11 protein-coding genes, 1 tRNA gene and 3 rRNA genes are annotated in these 19,052 nt (G+C 66.2%); 6 read left to right on the top strand and 9 right to left on the bottom strand.

What is annotated here, in order from left to right; translation table 11 throughout:
• Positions 1-42: 42 nt before the first annotated feature.
• Positions 43-1,635 carry a stealth family protein gene (locus AMIS_RS00830; protein WP_231859199.1) on the bottom strand — a complete coding sequence of 531 codons (1,593 nt, stop codon included), beginning with the start codon at positions 1,633-1,635 and terminating at the stop codon, positions 43-45.
• A gap of 87 nt (positions 1,636-1,722) precedes the next feature.
• Here AMIS_RS00830 and AMIS_RS00825 point away from each other — a divergent pair, with 87 nt between their 5' ends.
• From AMIS_RS00825 to AMIS_RS00805, 5 genes are all read left to right on the top strand, one after another.
• Positions 1,723-2,358, top strand: coding sequence for a hypothetical protein (locus tag AMIS_RS00825; protein WP_014440278.1), 636 nt, complete (start codon positions 1,723-1,725; stop codon positions 2,356-2,358).
• A complete protein-coding gene (locus AMIS_RS00820) occupies positions 2,351-3,334 on the top strand; it encodes a hypothetical protein (protein ID WP_014440277.1) in 984 nt (327 codons plus the stop codon). The genes AMIS_RS00825 and AMIS_RS00820 overlap by 8 nt, the downstream gene beginning before the upstream one ends.
• Positions 3,331-6,156, top strand: a complete 2,826-nt coding sequence (locus tag AMIS_RS00815; RefSeq protein WP_014440276.1) for a stealth conserved region 3 domain-containing protein — start codon at positions 3,331-3,333, stop codon at positions 6,154-6,156. Before AMIS_RS00820 ends, AMIS_RS00815 begins: the two co-directional genes overlap by 4 nt.
• A gap of 211 nt (positions 6,157-6,367) precedes the next feature.
• Entirely contained in the window at positions 6,368-6,580 is a 213-nt protein-coding gene (locus AMIS_RS00810) for a type II toxin-antitoxin system HicB family antitoxin (RefSeq protein ID WP_014440275.1), read from the top strand.
• Positions 6,580-6,798: a type II toxin-antitoxin system HicA family toxin gene (locus tag AMIS_RS00805; protein ID WP_014440274.1), complete on the top strand. Its 219-nt coding sequence runs from the start codon at positions 6,580-6,582 to the stop codon at positions 6,796-6,798. The genes AMIS_RS00810 and AMIS_RS00805 overlap by 1 nt, the downstream gene beginning before the upstream one ends.
• A 492-nt stretch (positions 6,799-7,290) precedes the next feature.
• Here the strand turns inward: AMIS_RS00805 and AMIS_RS00800 are convergent.
• Positions 7,291-7,362, bottom strand: a tRNA-Lys gene (locus AMIS_RS00800).
• Positions 7,363-7,537: 175 nt separating this feature from the next.
• On the opposite strand from AMIS_RS00800, the gene AMIS_RS00795 reads away from it, so the two are divergent.
• A complete protein-coding gene (locus AMIS_RS00795; protein WP_231859197.1) occupies positions 7,538-8,695 on the top strand; it encodes a phytase in 1,158 nt (385 codons plus the stop codon).
• Positions 8,696-8,807: 112 nt separating this feature from the next.
• Here the strand turns inward: AMIS_RS00795 and rrf are convergent.
• The 7 genes from rrf to AMIS_RS00760 form a co-directional block, all read right to left on the bottom strand.
• Positions 8,808-8,924, bottom strand: a 5S ribosomal RNA gene (gene rrf / locus AMIS_RS00790).
• Between the two features lie 100 nt (positions 8,925-9,024).
• A 23S ribosomal RNA gene (locus tag AMIS_RS00785) occupies positions 9,025-12,147 on the bottom strand.
• Between the two features lie 356 nt (positions 12,148-12,503).
• A 16S ribosomal RNA gene (locus AMIS_RS00780) occupies positions 12,504-14,018 on the bottom strand.
• Together the 16S, 23S and 5S rRNA genes form the textbook arrangement of a ribosomal RNA operon.
• A gap of 457 nt (positions 14,019-14,475) precedes the next feature.
• Positions 14,476-15,330, bottom strand: coding sequence for a Rieske 2Fe-2S domain-containing protein (locus AMIS_RS00775; RefSeq protein WP_014440271.1), 855 nt, complete (start codon positions 15,328-15,330; stop codon positions 14,476-14,478).
• Positions 15,331-15,365: 35 nt separating this feature from the next.
• Complete coding sequence (locus tag AMIS_RS00770) at positions 15,366-16,715, bottom strand: dihydrolipoyl dehydrogenase family protein (protein ID WP_014440270.1); 1,350 nt, start codon at positions 16,713-16,715, stop codon at positions 15,366-15,368.
• A gap of 115 nt (positions 16,716-16,830) precedes the next feature.
• A complete protein-coding gene (locus tag AMIS_RS00765) occupies positions 16,831-18,162 on the bottom strand; it encodes a cryptochrome/photolyase family protein (RefSeq protein WP_014440269.1) in 1,332 nt (443 codons plus the stop codon).
• Positions 18,162-19,049 (bottom strand): phytoene/squalene synthase family protein, encoded by an 888-nt coding sequence (locus AMIS_RS00760; RefSeq protein ID WP_014440268.1) that lies wholly within the window; start codon positions 19,047-19,049, stop codon positions 18,162-18,164. The genes AMIS_RS00765 and AMIS_RS00760 overlap by 1 nt, the downstream gene beginning before the upstream one ends.
• Positions 19,050-19,052 lie beyond the last annotated feature (3 nt).

Below are 19,052 nucleotides of genomic sequence, written 5' to 3'. Positions count from 1 at the left end.
CCTTCGATGGCTGCTCCGTGGAGGGCGGAACCCGATCGCGGATCAGTCGTGCTGCAGCGCCCGGGACTGGTAGGTGCCCTGCTGCGGGATACGGGCGCCGACCCGGCTCTGCTGCGCGGCGCGGCCCAGCTCGGTGGCGCTGAATTTCGCGCGCTCGGCGGCCACGTCGTCGGGCAGCTCGAACGGGGACCGGAACGGGAAGTACTGCGGCAGGAAGTCCGCCATCATCGCGGCCTGCTCGCTGTGCGCGACCGCGGCCGAGTCGGTGTCGTTCAGGCAGAAGACGTCGCAGTGCCGGCGGGCCAGCAGGAACGCCAGCTGTACCGGCGTGGACGGGTGCGCCAGGTCGGCGTACGTGTACTTGATCGAGCCGGGCACCGCCCGCCTCGTCAGGTATGCCCAGTAGTGCTGCAGCGACGACGGGATCGACAGGTCGCCCGGGTGCCGGAACGGGTGCTCGGCGGTCTGCCGCACCTCGTCCGGGAGCCACTTCTCGATCTCCTCGAGCACGCTCTTCTGCAGCGTGTACGGCACGTGCTGCATCTTCTGCGTGATGCCGCGGTGGAAGCGCTCGGCGATGTGCCGGCGGTTGTTCTTGCCGGCCGCGGTCACCGGGGCGTCGAACTTGGTTGCCGGGCCCGCGTCGAGCTGCGCCTTCGACTGGAAGAACTTGGCGATGCCGTTGGCGTGGAAGAACGAGTCCGGGGAGACCGGCCGGCCCAGGAACATGTCGTCGTTGAAGTAGATGAAGTGCTCGGACAGGCCCGGGATGCGGTGCAGCCGGGACTCGATGGCGTGCGAGTTGAACGTCGGCAGCACGCCGGTGTCGCCGAACAGCTCCCGGTGGCTGACCACGGTGAGCCGGGGGTCGGACGTGTCCAGCCAGGCCGGGATCTGATCGTCGGTGACGAGGAAGATCTTCCGGACCCAGGGCGCGTACGCCACGATCGACCGCAGCGAGTACTTCAACTCGTCCCGGCTGATGAACCGGGAGTCGTTCGTGGCGATCGTGTTGATCTGCTCGCGCCCGAACGCGGTGAGCGAGGAGTTCTTGCGGGCCACCCAGTCCGGGTCGTTGCCGTCCACCCACGTGTAGACCACGTCGATCGGGAAGCGGACGTCCTCGGCCGGCACCATGGCGAATTCCGAGCGGGTCCGGTACCGGGGCGGTTCGTCGACCGGCATCATCGGGTTCAGCGTGATCGCCGGGACCAGGCGGTAATCCGCCTCGGCCGGCAGTTCCGACGCCACCGCGTTGCGCCGCGGCCCGACGATCGTGGGGGGTGCGCCGCCCTCGCCCTTCTGGGTCTTCCAGAACTCGATCTCGCAGGCCGAGCCGCTGCCGAGGACGGTCGTCCCGTAGGGGCTGGTGACCGGGAAGAACACCTGGACGGCGTTCTTGCCGCGACCCCCCGAGAACCCGGCGTCGGTGACGCTGCCGGTGCGGATCTGGGCGGTCGCGAGCTCGCCGTCGCTGCGCAGGACGGCGAGGGTCCGGTCGCGGTCGCGCGCGTTGATCGCTATGGAGCTGTGCAGGTTGTTGACCGGCCGGAGGCAGAAGTAGTCGATGCCGGCGCGGTCCAGCACGGCGACGACCGCGTCCAGGTTCTGCCGCCAGGCGGCGGAGGGCGTCATGTCCGGTATCACCCGCGCGCGGACGGCCTCACCGGCGTCCCGGACCGAAACCATCGATCCGGCCGGCGCAGGTTTAGGCAGGGACCGTTGGACACCTGGGACACCTGGACCGACCTCGGCGGCGAGACCGTGCAGGAGGGCTTGGCCGTCGCGACCAACGCGACCGGCCGGATCAGCCTGTTCGCCGGCACCGACCGTACGGTCGTGCGCTGGGACCAGGAGGAGGACGGCACGTTCTCCCGGCCGGCCGTGATGTTGCGCCGGGCCGCGACCGGCCCGGTCTCGGTGGCCCGGGAACACAACGGCAGGCTCCTGCTGGTCTACCGGGCCGGTGACCACGGCGACGTCACCATCCTGCGGCAGACCCGGGAAGGCAACTGGCCGACCCAGCCCGCTGTCATCCAGGGACGCGGCGGGTTCGGGCCGGTCGCCGCGTTCTCTGTGCCGCGGCCGAACGGCGTGACACTGCTGGCCCACCGCGACGACGAAGGCATCTTGAGCCTGTCCCGGCAGCCCACCGGCAGCGGCATGTCGACCGAGTGGGAATCCGCCGGCGGGATGTTCCTCCGATCCCCCGCGATCGCGGCCGACGCGGAGGGACGCCTGGTGCTCGCCGTCTTCGGATGCGACGGAGTGCTCCGCGTCGCCCGGCAGACGAGCACCGGCGACGCCGGCTTCGGCGATTGGGCGGAACTGCCCCAGACAGGAGTCTCCCGTGGCTGACACCACCCTGCACCGCAAAGCCCTCCGCCGGCTGCGCCGCATGCCCAGCCTGCGTCAGGTGGTGGTGCGGCTGGACGGGCCGGCCCGCGCCCTGGGCTCCGCGATGCGTCGCGGTCCGGCCGTCTCGGCACGCTTCCTCGGGGTGCTGGACGGGCGCACGCTCAACATCGAAATTCCGCTCCCGGCCGTCGCCGCGGCCGGCGTGACCGGAGCCGAGCTCCGGATCCGGCGCGGCCGGGTCCGGCACAGCGTTCCGGCGCGGATCCGTGCGCAGGCCGGTGGCGGCTGCTCGTTCGAGGCGACCGCGCTGCTCGCGGACGGGCCCCGCGGTCTGGGCCTGCAGCCGGGCGCGCCCTGGGTTCTCGAAGCGGTGGTGCACACCACCGGCGGCACGACGTCGTACGCGGTCGTGCAGAGTCCGCCGGTTCAGCAGTCCGAGGGGCCGACCGTACCCGCACCGGCCGACCCGGTCACCGGCAACCGGTACGAGGCCCGCCTCACCGCGACCGGCCGGCTCGGACTGGCCGTGACGCCACCGGAGCCTCTGGCCGAGGTCGCCGTGATCAGTGTCGGCTGGCTGGGCGCCCGCATCGGCATCCGGCTGGTCTCCTGCGACGAACCTCCCAAGGCGGTGGAATTCACCGCCCGCACCGGTGAGGGGCGGGCCCGCGTGGCGGCGACCACCACCGACGGGGTGGTGTGGTGCGACATCCCGCTGCACGAACTCGCCGTCCTGGGCGGGCCGGCGAAGGAGACGTTCTTCGACGTCCACGTGCGCACCGGCAACCGCCGGCTGCGGGTCGGCCGTTTCCTGCACGACGTGGTCAATCCGAAGCCCGTGCTGGTGCCGCCGACCGGGATCGTCTGGGCGGCGCCCGGACTCGCGGTCAGCCTCCGTCCCTACTACACGCCGGCGGGCAGCCTCACGGTGTCCTGCCGCCCCATCGGTCTCCTTGCTGCGAACGGCGAATCATGAAGATTACTTTCCTGCTCACCTGGGGCGACGCGATGGGCGGCACCGAGCGCGCGGTGCTGCGACAGGCGAACTGGCTGGCTCAGCGGCACGAGATCGAAGTGGTGAGCGTCTTCCGTACCCGGGACGTGCCGGCCTTCGAGGTCGACCCCCGCGTCCGGATGACCTACCTGGTCGACACCCGTGACGCCCTGCACCGCCCGGCCGGTCGCGAGCTGAGCGACGAGGTCTGCCGGGTGCTGTCGGCCACCCGGTCCGAGCTCGTGCGCCCCGAGTGGGAGCAGGCGTTCACCCGGCTTTCCGACCTGGAACTCGAACGAGTGCTGCGGGAGACCACCGCCGACATCGTCGTGTCGACCACCCCGGCGCTGATGGCCGTGATGGCGGAGCTGGTACCGCGGCGGGTCGTCACCGTCCACCAGGAGCACCGGGTCGCGGAGCTGCGCGGTTCGTCCGGCAACCCGCTGAAGATCTTCTCCGCCCGTCTCGATGCGATCGTGCTGCTCTCCGAACCCACCCGGGCCTGGTTCGCGTCCCGGTTCGGCGACGCCTCGCCTCGGCTGGAGATCATCCCTAACTCCATCGACGACGGGTACCGGCCTCGGTCGAGCCGTACCAATCCCAGCGTCGTGATGGCCGGCCGGCTCACCGGCGAGAAGCAGTTCGGCCACGCGGTCAGCGCCTTCTCGCAGCTCGCGGCCGACCATCCGGACTGGTCGCTGCGCATCTTCGGGGACGGTGCCCGCGGCGAGCTGGAGAACCAGATCGCCGCCCTCGGCCTCGGCGAGCAGGTGCAGCTCATGGGACCGACGACCACCATCGAGAACGAGTGGGCGAAGGCCTCGGTCGCCATGGTGACGTCGCGGGTGGAGTCGTTCGGGCTCACCATCGTCGAAGCGATGGCCGCCGGGGTGCCGGTGGTCTCCTACGACTGCCCGAACGGCCCGCGCGAGATCATCGAACACGGGAGGACGGGCTTCCTGGTCCCGCCCGCCGACATCGACGCGCTGGCCGCCGCCCTCCGTGAGGTGATCGAGGACGAGCAGCTCCGGCACGACCTCGGCGAAACCGCCGCCGTCGAGGTCGAACGGTTCTCCCCCGACGTGGTGATGACGCAGTGGGAGCGGCTCTACACCGAGCTGCTCACCGGACAGGACGGCCCCGGCTGGCGGGAGCGGCGAGCCTTCGCCCTCGCCCTGCACCAGGCGCAGAGCACCGCCACGGGTGTGGTCGCGACGACCCCGCCGGTCACGACGGCCGACTCGGAGATCGAAACCTGGACCGCTGAGGTAAACGCACGTTACTCCGACCTGGTGTGGAGCCGCGGTCAGCTGACTCAGGTCCGCGACGACACCGCGCCCTACGAGACGGCGAAAGCCAACCTCGACCTCACCGTCACCGCTCTGGAGGCCGCGGGCGTCGACTACTTCCTCGTCCGGCAGACGAACCCGACGTACCGGGTCGCCGTCCGCGACGAGGACCGGGTAGCCGCGCTCACCGCGCTCGGGCAGGCTGCCCGGCACCGCCCGGCCTACATCGAAGCGTTCGACGGCCGGCATCGCACCCTCGGCAACTGGCCGGCGGCATTCAGCGACACTGTCGAGCAGCTCCGTACCGCCGCTTCGGTCCGCATCTTCGAGCCGATCATCACAGGGAGCTGGACGCTGCGGCTCGGCGCCATCTACGGATGCGAGCTCGAGTTCTGGGTGACCTCCGAGGACGGCGCCGAACTGAGCGGGCCCGCGCCCACCCTGGCCGGCAACCCGCTCGCCGCGTCTTCCCTCACGCCGGCGCTCATCAACATCGGCGGCCGCGAGTACCACACCGTCAAGCCGTTCACCCACAAACTGGTCAGCGACCTGACCTTCCCCATCGACGCCGTCTACACCTGGGTCGACGGCGACGACCCGGCGTGGCTGCGGCGCAAGGCGGACGCCCTCGGTGAGCGCTACACCGGCGACCACGCCAACGAGAGCACGGCCCGTTTCCGGAGCCGCGACGAGTTGCGGTACTCGCTGCGCTCCATCGACCTGTTCGCTCCGTGGGTGAACCGGATCTGGATCGTCACCGACGGCCAGACCCCGGAATGGCTCGACACCAGCCACCCGCGTATCCGGGTCGTGGACCACCGGGAGATCTTCAGCGAGCCCGGCTTCCTGCCGACCTTCAACTCGCACGCCATCGAGACCCAGCTGCACCACATCGAGGGCCTCTCCGAGCACTTCCTCTACCTGAACGACGACGTGTTCTTCGGCCGTCTCCTGGGTCCGAACATGTTCTTCAACGCGGGCGGGCTGCCGAAGACCTTCGGCAGCCGCACCCAGATCCCGCTCACGCCGATCAACGACACCGATGAGGCGTACGCGGTAGCGGCCAAGAACAACCGGGCCCTCCTGGAGCAGGGGTACGGGCGGACGCTGACGCACGGCTTCCTGCACACGCCCCACGCGCACCGCCGGAGCACGCTGTCCGCCATCGAGGACGAGTTCTCGGCTGCCGTCCAGCTGACCGCCCAGGCGCGCATCAGGTCCACGGCGGACGTCTCCATGCTGTCGTCGCTGGGCCATCACTACGGCCTGGTGACCGGTCGGGCCGTCGAAGGCAGCATCCGTTGCGGCTTCATCAACGTGGGCCTGGCCGAACACCAGCCACGGCTCAAGGCTCTGCTGCAGAAGCGTGCCCAGGACGTCTTCTGCCTGAACGATTACCACGACAGCGACATCCCGCCGGAGGATCAGGCGCGCATCATCGAGGCGTTCCTGGCCGCGTACTTCCCGATCCCCAGCCAGTTCGAAAAGGGTTCCGCACGCAACCGCCGCGGCTGAACCGCTCAGTGGCCCTGACCAAGAAACCCGCGTCCTGGACTGCCAGGACGCGGGTTTCTCGTTAGCTGAAGTGGGCCGGACGTTGCACCATGCGAACCACCCAACCCTCATCGCCGGCAACCCGCTCCCGGAACGTTTGACCAGCTCACGGAGATCGAAACAGCCAGGAACGGACTGACGGCCGACTGCCCATCCGCGCTATCGTGGGCCCATGGCCGACTCTCGCACGGTAACTGTGCCGGTCGTCGTGGAGCGCGACGAGGACGGCGTGTGGTGCGCCCACGCCCAGCTGCGCCCGGGCCTCGGAGCCCACGGCGAAGGTGACACCGAGGAAGCCGCACTGGAGGACCTCCGCGAGGCGCTGACCGGCCTCATCGAGGAGTTCGGTGCACCTCGCGAGCTCTCCATCACCGTCGCGGCCTGATGCCTCCGCTTCCATCCGTCTCCGGCACCCGTATCGTCCGCGCGTTGGAGCGGCATGGCTTCAAGATCGCAAGAGTCGCCGGCAGCCACAACATCATGCGCCACCCGGACGGACGTGGAACCACCGTGCCAGTGCACGGCAACCGCGACGTCGCCAAAGGAACCCTGCGCGGCATTCTCAGCGACGTCGGCATGACGATCGACCAACTCGCCCCCTGAGCTCGTCCTCTCCCTCAGGACGGATGCACCGCACTCACGGCGCTCGGAGGCGGAGCCAGCAAGACGATCAAAAGGTTAACCGCGCCCGCACATCCAGCCGACGCGGTTCCGGTCAACTGATCGGTGCCTCGTCGCGCTCAACGTACCCGGCAGCGAGCTGTCCTCGCTGCTCGGCGACCACACAATGATCTGGCAAGCGCGATCCAACCGTGCGCTGCTGCTCGACCGGCACGACCAACGCCAACGACTCATCGTGCCGTTCGACGATGGGCGAAACTGACCGCTCCGCACGGTTGGGTGGCTTGATCTGCTTCGGCGGCAGCTTCCCGGCGTGGATTCTTCTTCTCGCCGTGGACTCGCTGGTGTAGCCCGCAGTTCAGCCGACCGGCGGCACAGCGGCGCGAAGCTGGGCCACACCACCCAGCCCGAACCCGCCCCGACAGCGCACCACCGCACCGTGGGGTCTGGGGGTCGCCCCCAGGGAGATAAAGGTGGGCCGCCAGGGACTCGAACCCTGAACCTATGGATTAAAAGTCCACAGCTCTGCCATTGAGCTAGCGGCCCGCGGATGCAAGCCTACCGTTCCTCGATCCGCTACGACATCTTGCACCCACCCTGTCTCACGCGCACGCTGTTAAAGCACCGGCCACCCGGCGGTCAGCTTGATCAGGAAGGCTTTGATCTCATGCATCGGACTGCCGGCATTGCCGCTCTAGTCGCACTGACCACGTTTTCCGCGGTGCCCGCTCAAGCCACTCAGCGCCCGCCCCGGGAGATCACCGCGACGGTGGAGACGCCGTCGCTCTTCGACGATGAGGCGGGCGGTGACGCCGACGCTGACGACCCAGCCATCTGGATCAACAGGGCGGACAAGCGCCGCAGCCTGGTGATCGGCACCGCGAAGAACGGCGGGCTCCGGGTCTACGACCTGACCGGCCGTGAGGTGCAGGCAATCGCTACTCCCGAGGGCGGCCGTTTCAACAACGTCGACGTCCTGACCGGTTTCAAGCTCGGCAAGCGCACGGTCGACCTTGCCGTGGTGACCGATCGCGGCTTGGACAAGCTCCGCATCTACAAGATCGAGGCGTCCGGCCTCACCGACATCACCGCGGCGAACGTGCCGCTGCTCTTCGCGAAGGACGAGGCCGAGGTGGAGGAGCAGGCCACCGGTTACGGCCTGGCCCTCTACGACCGTTACGCCGTGGTGAGCCGCCGCCACAGCACGCGTCTCGGCATCTTCCGGCTGGAGGAGAAGAACGGCAAGGTCACCTACCGTACGACCGACACGCTGGACCTTCCTCGCCAGTTCCGCCTTCCCAACGGCACCAGCTGGGCGCCGTGCGGTGAGCCCGGCGAGGACCCGCAGGTCGAGGGCATGGTGGTGGACGCCGAGGCGGGGGTGCTCTACGCCGCTCAGGAGGACGTGGCCCTGTGGCGCATCGATCTGAAGGGCGGCCACTTCAGCAGCGTGCCGCGGATCGTGGAGCGGGTCGCGGAGTTCGGTGTGCCGGCCACCTTCGACCCGGAGTCCGAGGAGTGCATCCTGGACACCGCGAACGACCCGGGCTTCGGTGGACGGATCACCGCTGACGTCGAGGGTGCCACGATCTACCCGACCGGCCGGCGCGACGGCTACGTGATCGTGTCGAGCCAGGGTGACAGCCGCTTCTTCGTCTACGACCGCCGCACCAACCGGCCGGTCAAGGTGTTCTCGGTGACCGACGGTTCCCGCGTCGACGGCGTCCAGCACTCCGACGGCGCCGCAGCGACCGCGGTGTCCCTCCCGGGGTACCCGAAGGGACTCCTGGTCCTCCACGACGGCGAGAACAAGCCTGACGACGGCCGCGTCTCCACGAACTTCAAGTTCGTGGACTGGCGGTCACTGAACCTGTCCTGAGATCAAACAGAGAAGGCGCCGGCTGTTCGCAGCCGGCGCCTTCATCATGCTTACTTCTGACCAAACAGAAAAAGGCCCACCCGGTCGCCCGGGTGGGCCTTTTCTACGTTGAGTCCGGCGGCGTCCTACTCTCCCACACCCTCCCGAGTGCAGTACCATCGGCGCTGGAGGGCTTAGCTACCGGGTTCGGAATGTAACCGGGCGTTTCCCCACCGCTATGACCACCGAAACAGCCTTCAGCAGAACAAACCAGCAACCCGATGTGTCTCAACCGGGGTGGTTGTTCGTTTGCTGTGAATCACACAGTGGACGCAAGCGCAATGTTTAGAGTGGTTAAGCCCTCGGCCTATTAGTACCGGTCAACTCAACACGTTACCGTGCTTACATCTCCGGCCTATCAACCCAGTAGTCTCCTGGGAGCCTTACCCACTCAAGGTGGTGGGATACCTCATCTCGAAGCAGGCTTCCCGCTTAGATGCTTTCAGCGGTTATCCCTTCCGAACGTAGCCAACCAGCCGTGCCCTTGGCAGAACAACTGGCACACCAGAGGTTCGTCCGTCCCGGTCCTCTCGTACTAGGGACAGCCCTTCTCAAGTATCCAACGCGCACGGCGGATAGGGACCGAACTGTCTCACGACGTTCTAAACCCAGCTCGCGTACCGCTTTAATGGGCGAACAGCCCAACCCTTGGGACCTGCTACAGCCCCAGGATGCGACGAGCCGACATCGAGGTGCCAAACCATCCCGTCGATATGGACTCTTGGGGAAGATCAGCCTGTTATCCCCGGGGTACCTTTTATCCGTTGAGCGACACCGCTTCCACACGCAAGTGCCGGATCACTAGTCCCGACTTTCGTCCCTGCTCGACCCGTCAGTCTCACAGTCAAGCTCCCTTATGCACTTACACTCAACACCTGATTGCCAACCAGGCTGAGGGAACCTTTGGGCGCCTCCGTTACCCTTTAGGAGGCAACCGCCCCAGTTAAACTACCCACCAGACACTGTCCCTCGACCCGATCAGGGCCGCAAGTTAGATACCCAAACCCAACAGAGTGGTATTTCAACAATGCCTCCACCCGAACTGGCGTCCGAGCTTCACCGGCTCCCACCTATCCTACACAATTAAATTCGGATACCAATGTCAAGCTATAGTAAAGGTCCCGGGGTCTTTCCGTCCTGCCGCGCGTAACGAGCATCTTTACTCGTACTGCAATTTCGCCGGGCCTGTGGTTGAGACAGTGGGGAAGTCGTTACGCCATTCGTGCAGGTCGGAACTTACCCGACAAGGAATTTCGCTACCTTAGGATGGTTATAGTTACCACCGCCGTTTACTGGCGCTTAAGTTCTCCGCTTCGCCCTCACGGGCTAACAGGTCCCCTTAACGTTCCAGCACCGGGCAGGCGTCAGTCCATATACATCGTCTTACGACTTCGCATGGACCTGTGTTTTTAGTAAACAGTCGCTTCCCCCTGCTCTCTGCGGCCATACCACGCTCCACCCGCAAAGGGCTTCACGCGTCCGGCCCCCCTTCTCCCTAAGTTACGGGGGCAATTTGCCGAGTTCCTTAACCACAGTTCACCCGTCGCCTCGGTATTCTCTACCTGACCACCTGTGTCGGTTTAGGGTACGGGCCGCTCGAAGCTCGCTAGAGGCTTTTCTCGGCAGCATAGGATCAATGACTTCACCAGAACGGCTCGGCATCACGTCTCAGCCCATGTGCACCGCGGATTTGCCTACGGTACGGCCTACACGCTTACCCCGGCACAACCACCGGCCGGGCTCATCTACCTTCCTGCGTCACCCCATCGCTAAACTACTACCCACAGAGGTCCTAGTCTCCCGCATCGCCGGCCGAAGCCATTGAATTGATCAAGTAGTTAGTACTATGAGGTTCGTCTTGGGCGCTTCTACGCGGGTACGGGAATATCAACCCGTTATCCATCGACTACGCCTCTCGGCCTCGCCTTAGGCCCCGACTCACCCAGGGCGGATTAGCCTGCCCCTGGAACCCTTGGTCATCCGGCGGAAGGGGTTCTCACCCTTCATTCGCTACTCATGCCTGCATTCTCACTCGTGTAGCGTCCACGGCTGGATCACTCCGCCGCTTCACCCGCAACACGACGCTCCCCTACCCATCCACACACCTGCACCAGCCGGTCAAGCCAACTGGCGGAGTTAATGTGTGAATGCCACAGCTTCGGCGGTGTGCTTGAGCCCCGCTACATTGTCGGCGCGGAACCACTTGACCAGTGAGCTATTACGCACTCTTTAAAGGGTGGCTGCTTCTAAGCCAACCTCCTGGTTGTCCATGCGATCCCACATCCTTTTCCACTTAGCACACGCTTAGGGGCCTTAGCTGGCGATCTGGGCTGTTTCCCTCTCGACTACGAAGCTTATCCCCCGCAGTCTCACTGCCGCGCTCTCACTTACCGGCATTCGGAGTTTGGCTGATTTCAGTAAGCTTGTGGGCCCCCTAGACCATCCAGTGCTCTACCTCCGGCAAGAAACACGCGACGCTGCACCTAAATGCATTTCGGGGAGAACCAGCTATCACGGAGTTTGATTGGCCTTTCACCCCTAACCACAGGTCATCCCCCAACTTTTCAACGTTGGTGGGTTCGGTCCTCCACGTAGTCTTACCCACGCTTCAACCTGCCCATGGCTAGATCACCCCGCTTCGGGTCTAGAACATGCGACTTTGGGCGCCCTATTCAGACTCGCTTTCGCTACGGCTACCCCACACGGGTTAACCTCGCCACATGCCACTAACTCGCAGGCTCATTCTTCAAAAGGCACGCCGTCACCCCGCAGTATCACTACCGCTAAAGCTCCGACGGATTGTAGGCGAACGGTTTCAGGTACTATTTCACTCCCCTCCCGGGGTACTTTTCACCATTCCCTCACGGTACTTGTCCGCTATCGGTCACCAGGAAGTATTCAGCCTTACCAGGTGGTCCTGGCAGATTCACAGCAGATTCTAGGAGTCCGCTGCTACTCGGGAACACTGCAAAGAGGTCATAGATTTTCGCTTACGGGGCTCTCACCCTCTACGGCCGGCTTTCCCACACCGTTCAACTAACCTATAACTTTGTAACTCTTCATCAGAATGTCAGTCCTGATAAGCAGGTCCCACAACCCCGGAAATGCAACGCCTGACAGCTATGACACATATCCGGTTTAGGCTACGTCCGCTTTCGCTCGCCACTACTCACGGAATCACGGTTGTTTTCTCTTCCTACGGGTACTGAGATGTTTCACTTCCCCGCGTTCCCCTCACACACCCTATGAATTCAGGTGCGGATGACACGACATGACTCGTGCCAGGTTTCCCCATTCGGACACCCTGGGATCACAGCTAGGTTGGCAGCTCCCCCAGGCCTATCGCGGCCTCCCACGTCCTTCATCGGCTCCTGGTGCCAAGGCATCCACCGTTCGCCCTTGACAACTTAACCACAGAAAACAAGATGCTCGCGTCCACTGTGCAATTCTCAACCAACGACCAACCCGCGATCCGACCAGAAACCCACCAAACCCCGGCAGAACCGAGCGGTATGAATTCCCAGATCGCGCCTGGCATTGAAAAACAACCACCGGCCTCGCCGGCAAGGTTGTTCTTTCAGATACCCAACAGGGTGCTCATCACCAGATTCCAGCCGCACCAACCCACGTTCCACGCCCGAAGGCTGTACTAGCGATGCCGGCCGTTGCCAGATCTAATTAGCCAGTGTCTCCGCCTATGAGCTCCTCGATTCGTCATTCGCGAACCGCAGGATTTCTGTCCACCTTTCGGCAGAAGAATGCTCCTTAGAAAGGAGGTGATCCAGCCGCACCTTCCGGTACGGCTACCTTGTTACGACTTCGTCCCAATCGCCAGCCCCACCTTCGACGGCTCCCTCCCTTACGGGTTAGGCCACCGGCTTCGGGTGTTGCCGACTTTCGTGACGTGACGGGCGGTGTGTACAAGGCCCGGGAACGTATTCACCGCAGCGTTGCTGATCTGCGATTACTAGCGACTCCGACTTCACGGGGTCGAGTTGCAGACCCCGATCCGAACTGAGACCGGCTTTTTGGGATTCGCTCCACCTCACGGTATCGCAGCCCTTTGTACCGGCCATTGTAGCATGCGTGAAGCCCTGGACATAAGGGGCATGATGACTTGACGTCATCCCCACCTTCCTCCGAGTTGACCCCGGCAGTCTCCCATGAGTCCCCAACTGAATGCTGGCAACATGGGACGAGGGTTGCGCTCGTTGCGGGACTTAACCCAACATCTCACGACACGAGCTGACGACAGCCATGCACCACCTGTCACCGGCCCCGAAGGACCCCACATCTCTGCGAGTTTTCCGGCGATGTCAAACCCAGGTAAGGTTCTTCGCGTTGCATCGAATTAATCCGCATGCTCCGCCGCTTGTGCGGGCCCCCGTCAATTCCTTTGAGTTTTAGCCTTGCGGCCGTACTCCCCAGGCGGGGCGCTTAATGCGTTAGCTGCGGCGCAGAAACCCGGAGAGGGTCCCCACACCTAGCGCCCAACGTTTACAGCGTGGACTACCAGGGTATCTAATCCTGTTCGCTCCCCACGCTTTCGCTCCTCAGCGTCAGTATCGGCCCAGAGACCCGCCTTCGCCACCGGTGTTCCTCCTGATATCTGCGCATTTCACCGCTACACCAGGAATTCCAGTCTCCCCTACCGAACTCTAGCCTGCCCGTATCGAATGCAAGCTCGGAGTTGAGCCCCGAGATTTCACATTCGACGCGACAAGCCGCCTACGAGCTCTTTACGCCCAATAAATCCGGACAACGCTCGCGCCCTACGTCTTACCGCGGCTGCTGGCACGTAGTTGGCCGGCGCTTCTTCTGCAGGTACCGTCACTTGCGCTTCGTCCCTGCTGAAAGAGGTTTACAACCCGAAGGCCGTCATCCCTCACGCGGCGTCGCTGCATCAGGCTTCCGCCCATTGTGCAATATTCCCCACTGCTGCCTCCCGTAGGAGTCTGGGCCGTGTCTCAGTCCCAGTGTGGCCGGTCGCCCTCTCAGGCCGGCTACCCGTCGTCGCCTTGGTAGGCCATTACCCCACCAACAAGCTGATAGGCCGCGAGTCCATCCCGAACCGAAAAACTTTCCACACGCACCCCATGCGAAGGCGTGTCGTATTCGGTATTAGCCCCCGTTTCCGAGGGTTATCCCAAAGTTCGGGGCAGGTTACTCACGTGTTACTCACCCGTTCGCCGCTCGAGTACCCCGAAGGGCCTTTCCGCTCGACTTGCATGTGTTAAGCACGCCGCCAGCGTTCGTCCTGAGCCAGGATCAAACTCTCCAACAAAATCTGTGGAAAATCTGATTCCCAGCAACATGATATGTTGCCAAAGGAATCTCCAACCCATCCGAAGACAGGCCGGGGTATTGCCATAATTGGCACTGGCTTATCAAGCACCCTGTTGAGTTCTCAAAGAACAACCGCACACCTTCGTTCGAACCGCTCTCGCGGCCCGCCCCCGGGGCACTCGCTCTACTTTACTAGGCCCTCCCGGCGTTGTCAACCGGTTTATCCCGGTTGGTGCCGATCTAGCCCAGTACGTCCCTCGGCACAGCCCACAGCTACGCCGTGGATCCGATTCGAAGGATTTGGCAGGACGGCCGCTGCGCTGATCTGAAGTTCCGATCCGCTTGCTCGCCCGTTTCCCTGCCGGCTCGGAAAACATTACCCGCTGGTTTCCCGCTCTCCAAATCGGGTCCCAGTGTCTCGCGTTCTCGCAGGTCAGCGCAGGTATATCGACGATCTACGGTCGGCGGACCTCGACCATGCCCTCGCGGACCCGCACCGGCAGGACCGGCTGATCGTTCCCGGCCGGCCCGTGCACGGCCCGTCCGTCGCTCAGCTGGAACGTGCTCCCGTGCCACGGACACACCACGCACGCGTTCGCACCGCTCCCGATCACCTCGCCCTCGCCGAGCGGTCCCGCCTCGTGTGAGCACCGCTCGATCAGCGCGGACACCTGATCGCCACGGCGGTACAGCAGAACCGGCACGTCCCCGGCCTTGCGCACGGTGACCTTGCGATCCGGGAGCGACGACAGCGAGCTCACCGCGGTCCACTCTTCCGGGACCAGAGCGACCTCGGGCGCCGCATGGCTGATCGCCCCGCCCTGGGCGTACGAGAGATGACCGCCCAGGAAAGCGCCCGCTCCGGCAACCGACAGCCCGGCATAGGCCAGTGCCCGGCCGCGACCGGCGTGCCCGGTGAGCCGGGCCACCAGCGAACTCGCGTAGAGGGCGGTAGCGACCAGGTTGGTGGCGGCGTGGACGAGCCCGACGCGCCGCCGGTCCTTGGTCATCTCCGACCAGTCCACCCAGCCGGCGATCGCGGCAGGCGGAACAGCGGCCGTCCCCACCGCGATGAGCGTGGTGGCCGCCTTCGAGGCGCCCGGCACCAGATCCAGCACCGCCGCCGAGATGAAGGCGCCGACCGGCACCTGCACCAGCGCCGGGTGCAGCGGATGGCCCATCTTCGTGCCGTGCAGGAGGTCCCGCAGCCCGCGTGGGCGGACCGCGGAACTCACCGCCGACTGGATGGCGTCGCTGGCGCCGTCGAGCGCTTCGGTCTGTTCGAGCCGGGTGATCGCCTGCCGCAACATGTCAAAAGGCGTTCCCCGGCCGGGACACCCCAAACTCAGGCAAGCGCCTCGATTGCGGAGCCGATGCCGCGGTGGAACGTGGGGTACGCCCAGATGGTGCTCCGCAGCGTCTCGATCGGTACCGCCGCGTGCACGGCCACCGACAGCGCGCCGATCATCTCGCCGCCGGCCGGCCCGGCCGTGGTCGCGCCGACCAGCACACCCGTGGCGTTGTCGGCGATCACCTTGATGAAGCCCTCGTTGCCCGGGCCGTGGATGAAGCCCCGGGAGGTCGCGGAGAGCGGGACGTGCCCGACCCGCACGTCGAGGCCGGCGTCACGGGCCTGCTTCTCGGTGAGTCCGACCGCGCCGATCTCCGGGTCGATGAAGGTGACACGCGGCCGGGCGCGGTAGTCAGCGCCGGGACCGCCCTGCCCGAGGATGTCGCGGACCGCGATGTCCGCCTCGTACATCGCCATGTGGGTGAACGCGCCGTTGCCGGTGACGTCGCCCACCGCCCAGAGCTTGTCGCCGGCGCGCATCCGCTCGTCGGTGGTGAGGAAACGCTCCGCGGGGTCCAGGCCGATCTCGCCGAGGCGAGCCTTGCGGCCGGTCGCGACGAGCAGTTTCTCGCCGGTCACCGTCGAGCCGTCGGTGAGCGTGACGGCGAAACCCTCCGGGGAGTGCGCGACGGCGGAGGCGTGGACACCGAGCTTGATGGTCACCCCGTCCGCTGCCAGCACCGCCGCAGCCACGGCGGACGACTCCGGCTCCTCCATGGCGAGGATCCGGTCGGACCCCTCGATGATCGTGACCTGAACGCCGAAGCGCGCGAAGACCTGCGCGAACTCGGTGCCGATCGCGCCGCCGCCGAGGATCAGCAGCGAGCCGGGCAGGGTGGCGGTCTCCACGGCGTCCCGGTTCGTCCAGTACGGCGTGCCGGCCAGACCGTCGATCGGCGGGATGACCGCCGCGGTTCCGGTGGCGACGACGACGCCACGGGAGGCGCTGTATTCCTCGTCACCGACTCGGACGCGCCCCGGTCCGGTGATGACACCCGTCCCCCGTACGAAATGGCCGCCTTTGCCGGTGAATCGATCCACGGCGACCTTGTCGTTCCAGTCGTCGGTCGCCTCGTCGCGGATCCGCTTGGCGACCGGCGCCCAGTCCGGCTCGACGGTCGCCGTGCCGGCCAGCCCGGGGATCCGCCGTGCCTCGGCCAGCGCCGATCCGGCCCGGACCATGATCTTCGTGGGTATGCAGCCCCAGTACGGGCACTCACCGCCGACCAGGTTGTTCTCGACGCCGACCACGTTCAGACCGGCCGCGGCGAGCCGCCCGGCGACCTCCTCGCCGCCGACGCCAAGACCGAGAACCACTACATCTACTTGCCGTGCTTCGCCCATGCCGTCCAGCTAAGCACTGAAGGCGGTAGCGTCGCGGGGCCCACCGGTTGAACGTTTTGACGGACGCAACACCGGCGAGCCCCGCTCAACCCCACCCGGCGAACCGGGCGGGAATTCAACCCCGAAGCCACACCGCCTCGTCCCGGTGGGACTCCAATGGCCCGGGATAGTCGAGGACCGGCTTGGGCAGACGCCATGGCTGGTGCACGGCCGGGCCGTCGATGCCTTTGAGCTCCGGTACGTAGCGCCGAACGTACACGCCTTCGGGATCGAATCGGAGCGCTTGCCGGATCGGATTGAACCGCCGTCCCGGCCTGGTGTCGTTCCCCGTTCCGGCCACCCACTGCCAGTTGCCGGAATTGTTCGGCACGTCCCCGTCGATCAGCCAGCGGAAGAACCAGTCGACGCCGGCCCGCCAGTCCAGGCCCAGGTGTTTGGTGAGGAAGGCCGCGGTGATCAGACGGGCCCGGTTGTGCATCCATCCCTCGGCGCGCAGCTGGCGCATCCCGGCGTCGACGACCGGGACGCCGGTGAGCCCGTCCTGCCAGTGCGCGAGCGCGTCCTCGTCGTATCGCCAGCCCCGGTCGCCGCCCGGCCGCAGCGGCTCGGTCGACAGCTTCGGGAACACCCGCGCGACCTGGTAGTAGAAGTCGCGCCAGCAGAGCTGGCGGACGAAGGCTTCGGCGTCGCGCGTCCGGGCTGCCTCGGCGAGAGCCAGCGGGGAGAGACAACCCCAGCGCAGGTACGGGCTGAGCCTGCTCGTCCGGTCGGCCGGCAGGTCGTCGTGCACATCCGGGTACGCGTCTATCCCGTACCCGTCAATCGAGCTCAACCAGGCGGTGAGCCGGCGCCGGCCGACGGTTTCGCCGCCCTCGGCGGCATGGGGGGAGTCGCCGTCCGGGATCGCCGGAAGGTGCCCGGCCGCGATGCCGTCCGGAAGCGTGACCCGCTGCGGCACGGGCGCCTCGGCGCGCCACCGCGTCTGCGACCAGATCCGGAAGTACGGGGTGAAGACCTTGTAGCAGTCGCCTCCGCCGCCCGGCCGGAGCACGCCCGGATCCACGACCGTCACGCCGGGGTGAAGGCGGACCGCGATCCGGTGCCGTTCGCCCTCGTCGGTGAGCCGGCGTTCCCGGCGGCGCGCGTACCCGCTGACGTCGGCCGCCAGGTGAATGGTTGCGGCGTCGTGCTCGCGGGCCACCCGGATCGCCTCGGCAACCGGATCGCCGGTGCGGACGACCAGGTCACCACCGCGCTCCCGGAGCTGCTCCCGCAGGTCGGCCAGGCACTGATGGAGGAATCGCGACCGGTTGCCGGAGAGCCCGGCCAGCGTCGGATCGAGGACGTAGAGCGGGATCACCCGCTCCGCCCCCGCGCACGCCTCGGCGAGCGCGGGGTTGTCGTGCACGCGCAGGTCCCGGGTGAACAGGACCACTGCCGTGTCCATCAGGCCGCGCTCGCGATCGGCGTACCCGGCCGGGTGAGCAGGCTGCGGACCGCGACGGCGGCCCGGCGGCGGTTGGGCACGGTGGCCCGGCGGGCGAAGACGTCGTAGTCGGCCGCCTCGACCTCGTCGAGGATGCCGCCGTAGAGCTGGAACGCGGTGCGCATGCAGGCCTGCGAGGCCGGCTCGAGCATCGGTATGCCGGGCGCGGCGGCGGCGTAGTGCTCCCGGGCCCGGGCCACCTCCGCCTTGATCAGCGCTTTCACCGCCGGGGTGGCGATCCGGCGCTGCAGGACGCGACGGGTCAGGCCGAACTCCTCCAGGTGCTCCTCGGGCAGGTAGACGCGGCCGCGGTCGAGGTCCTCGGCGACGTCCCGGATGAAGTTCGTCAGCTGGAAGGCGAACCCGAGCTGGCGGGCCGGCTCGCGGGCGGCGACCGGGTCGGAGGAGCCGAGGATCGGCAGCATCATCGTGCCGATGACGGCGGCCGAGCCCTCCATGTAATCCAGCAGGTCGTCGTAGGTCCGATACGTCGTGACCGTGATGTCCATCGCCATGCTGCGCAGGAACTTCTCGAAATCTTCGAGGTCGAGGTCGAAGACCGCGATGGTGTGCAGCACCGCGGGCAGGATCGGGTCGGCGGTCGGCTCCCCGCGCAGCCCGGCCAGGAACTCCTGGGACCACTCGGTGAGCAGCGCGGCCCGCTCGGCCGACGGCCGGGACTCGGTGCGATCGACGATTTCGTCCGCATATCGGGTGAATCCATACAGAGCGTGGACGTGCCGGCGCTTCCAGGCAGGTAGCAAGCGGGTCGCGAGGTAGTACGTCCGCCCGTGCTCTCGGTGCAGTTCACGGCAGCGCTCATAGGCAGCCGCCAAATCGGTATCCATCCC

It is taken from the genome of Actinoplanes missouriensis 431 (assembly GCF_000284295.1).
GTDB lineage: Bacteria > Actinomycetota > Actinomycetes > Mycobacteriales > Micromonosporaceae > Actinoplanes > Actinoplanes missouriensis.
Note: the sequence above shows the minus strand (reverse complement) of the source record. Positions and strands in the feature narration are given on the sequence as shown.

What these genes read in the sequence shown, in the direction of transcription:
- AMIS_RS00830 (WP_231859199.1), bottom strand. Translation starts at nt 1,635, where the DNA reads ATGACGCCCTCCGCCGCCTGGCGGCAGAACCTGGACGCGGTCGTCGCC.
- AMIS_RS00815 (WP_014440276.1), top strand. Translation starts at nt 3,331, where the DNA reads ATGAAGATTACTTTCCTGCTCACCTGGGGCGACGCGATGGGCGGCACC.
- AMIS_RS00810 (WP_014440275.1), top strand. Translation starts at nt 6,368, where the DNA reads ATGGCCGACTCTCGCACGGTAACTGTGCCGGTCGTCGTGGAGCGCGAC.
- AMIS_RS00805 (WP_014440274.1), top strand. Translation starts at nt 6,580, where the DNA reads ATGCCTCCGCTTCCATCCGTCTCCGGCACCCGTATCGTCCGCGCGTTG.
- AMIS_RS00775 (WP_014440271.1), bottom strand. Translation starts at nt 15,330, where the DNA reads ATGTTGCGGCAGGCGATCACCCGGCTCGAACAGACCGAAGCGCTCGAC.
- AMIS_RS00770 (WP_014440270.1), bottom strand. Translation starts at nt 16,715, where the DNA reads ATGGGCGAAGCACGGCAAGTAGATGTAGTGGTTCTCGGTCTTGGCGTC.
- AMIS_RS00765 (WP_014440269.1), bottom strand. Translation starts at nt 18,162, where the DNA reads ATGGACACGGCAGTGGTCCTGTTCACCCGGGACCTGCGCGTGCACGAC.
- AMIS_RS00760 (WP_014440268.1), bottom strand. Translation starts at nt 19,049, where the DNA reads ATGGATACCGATTTGGCGGCTGCCTATGAGCGCTGCCGTGAACTGCAC.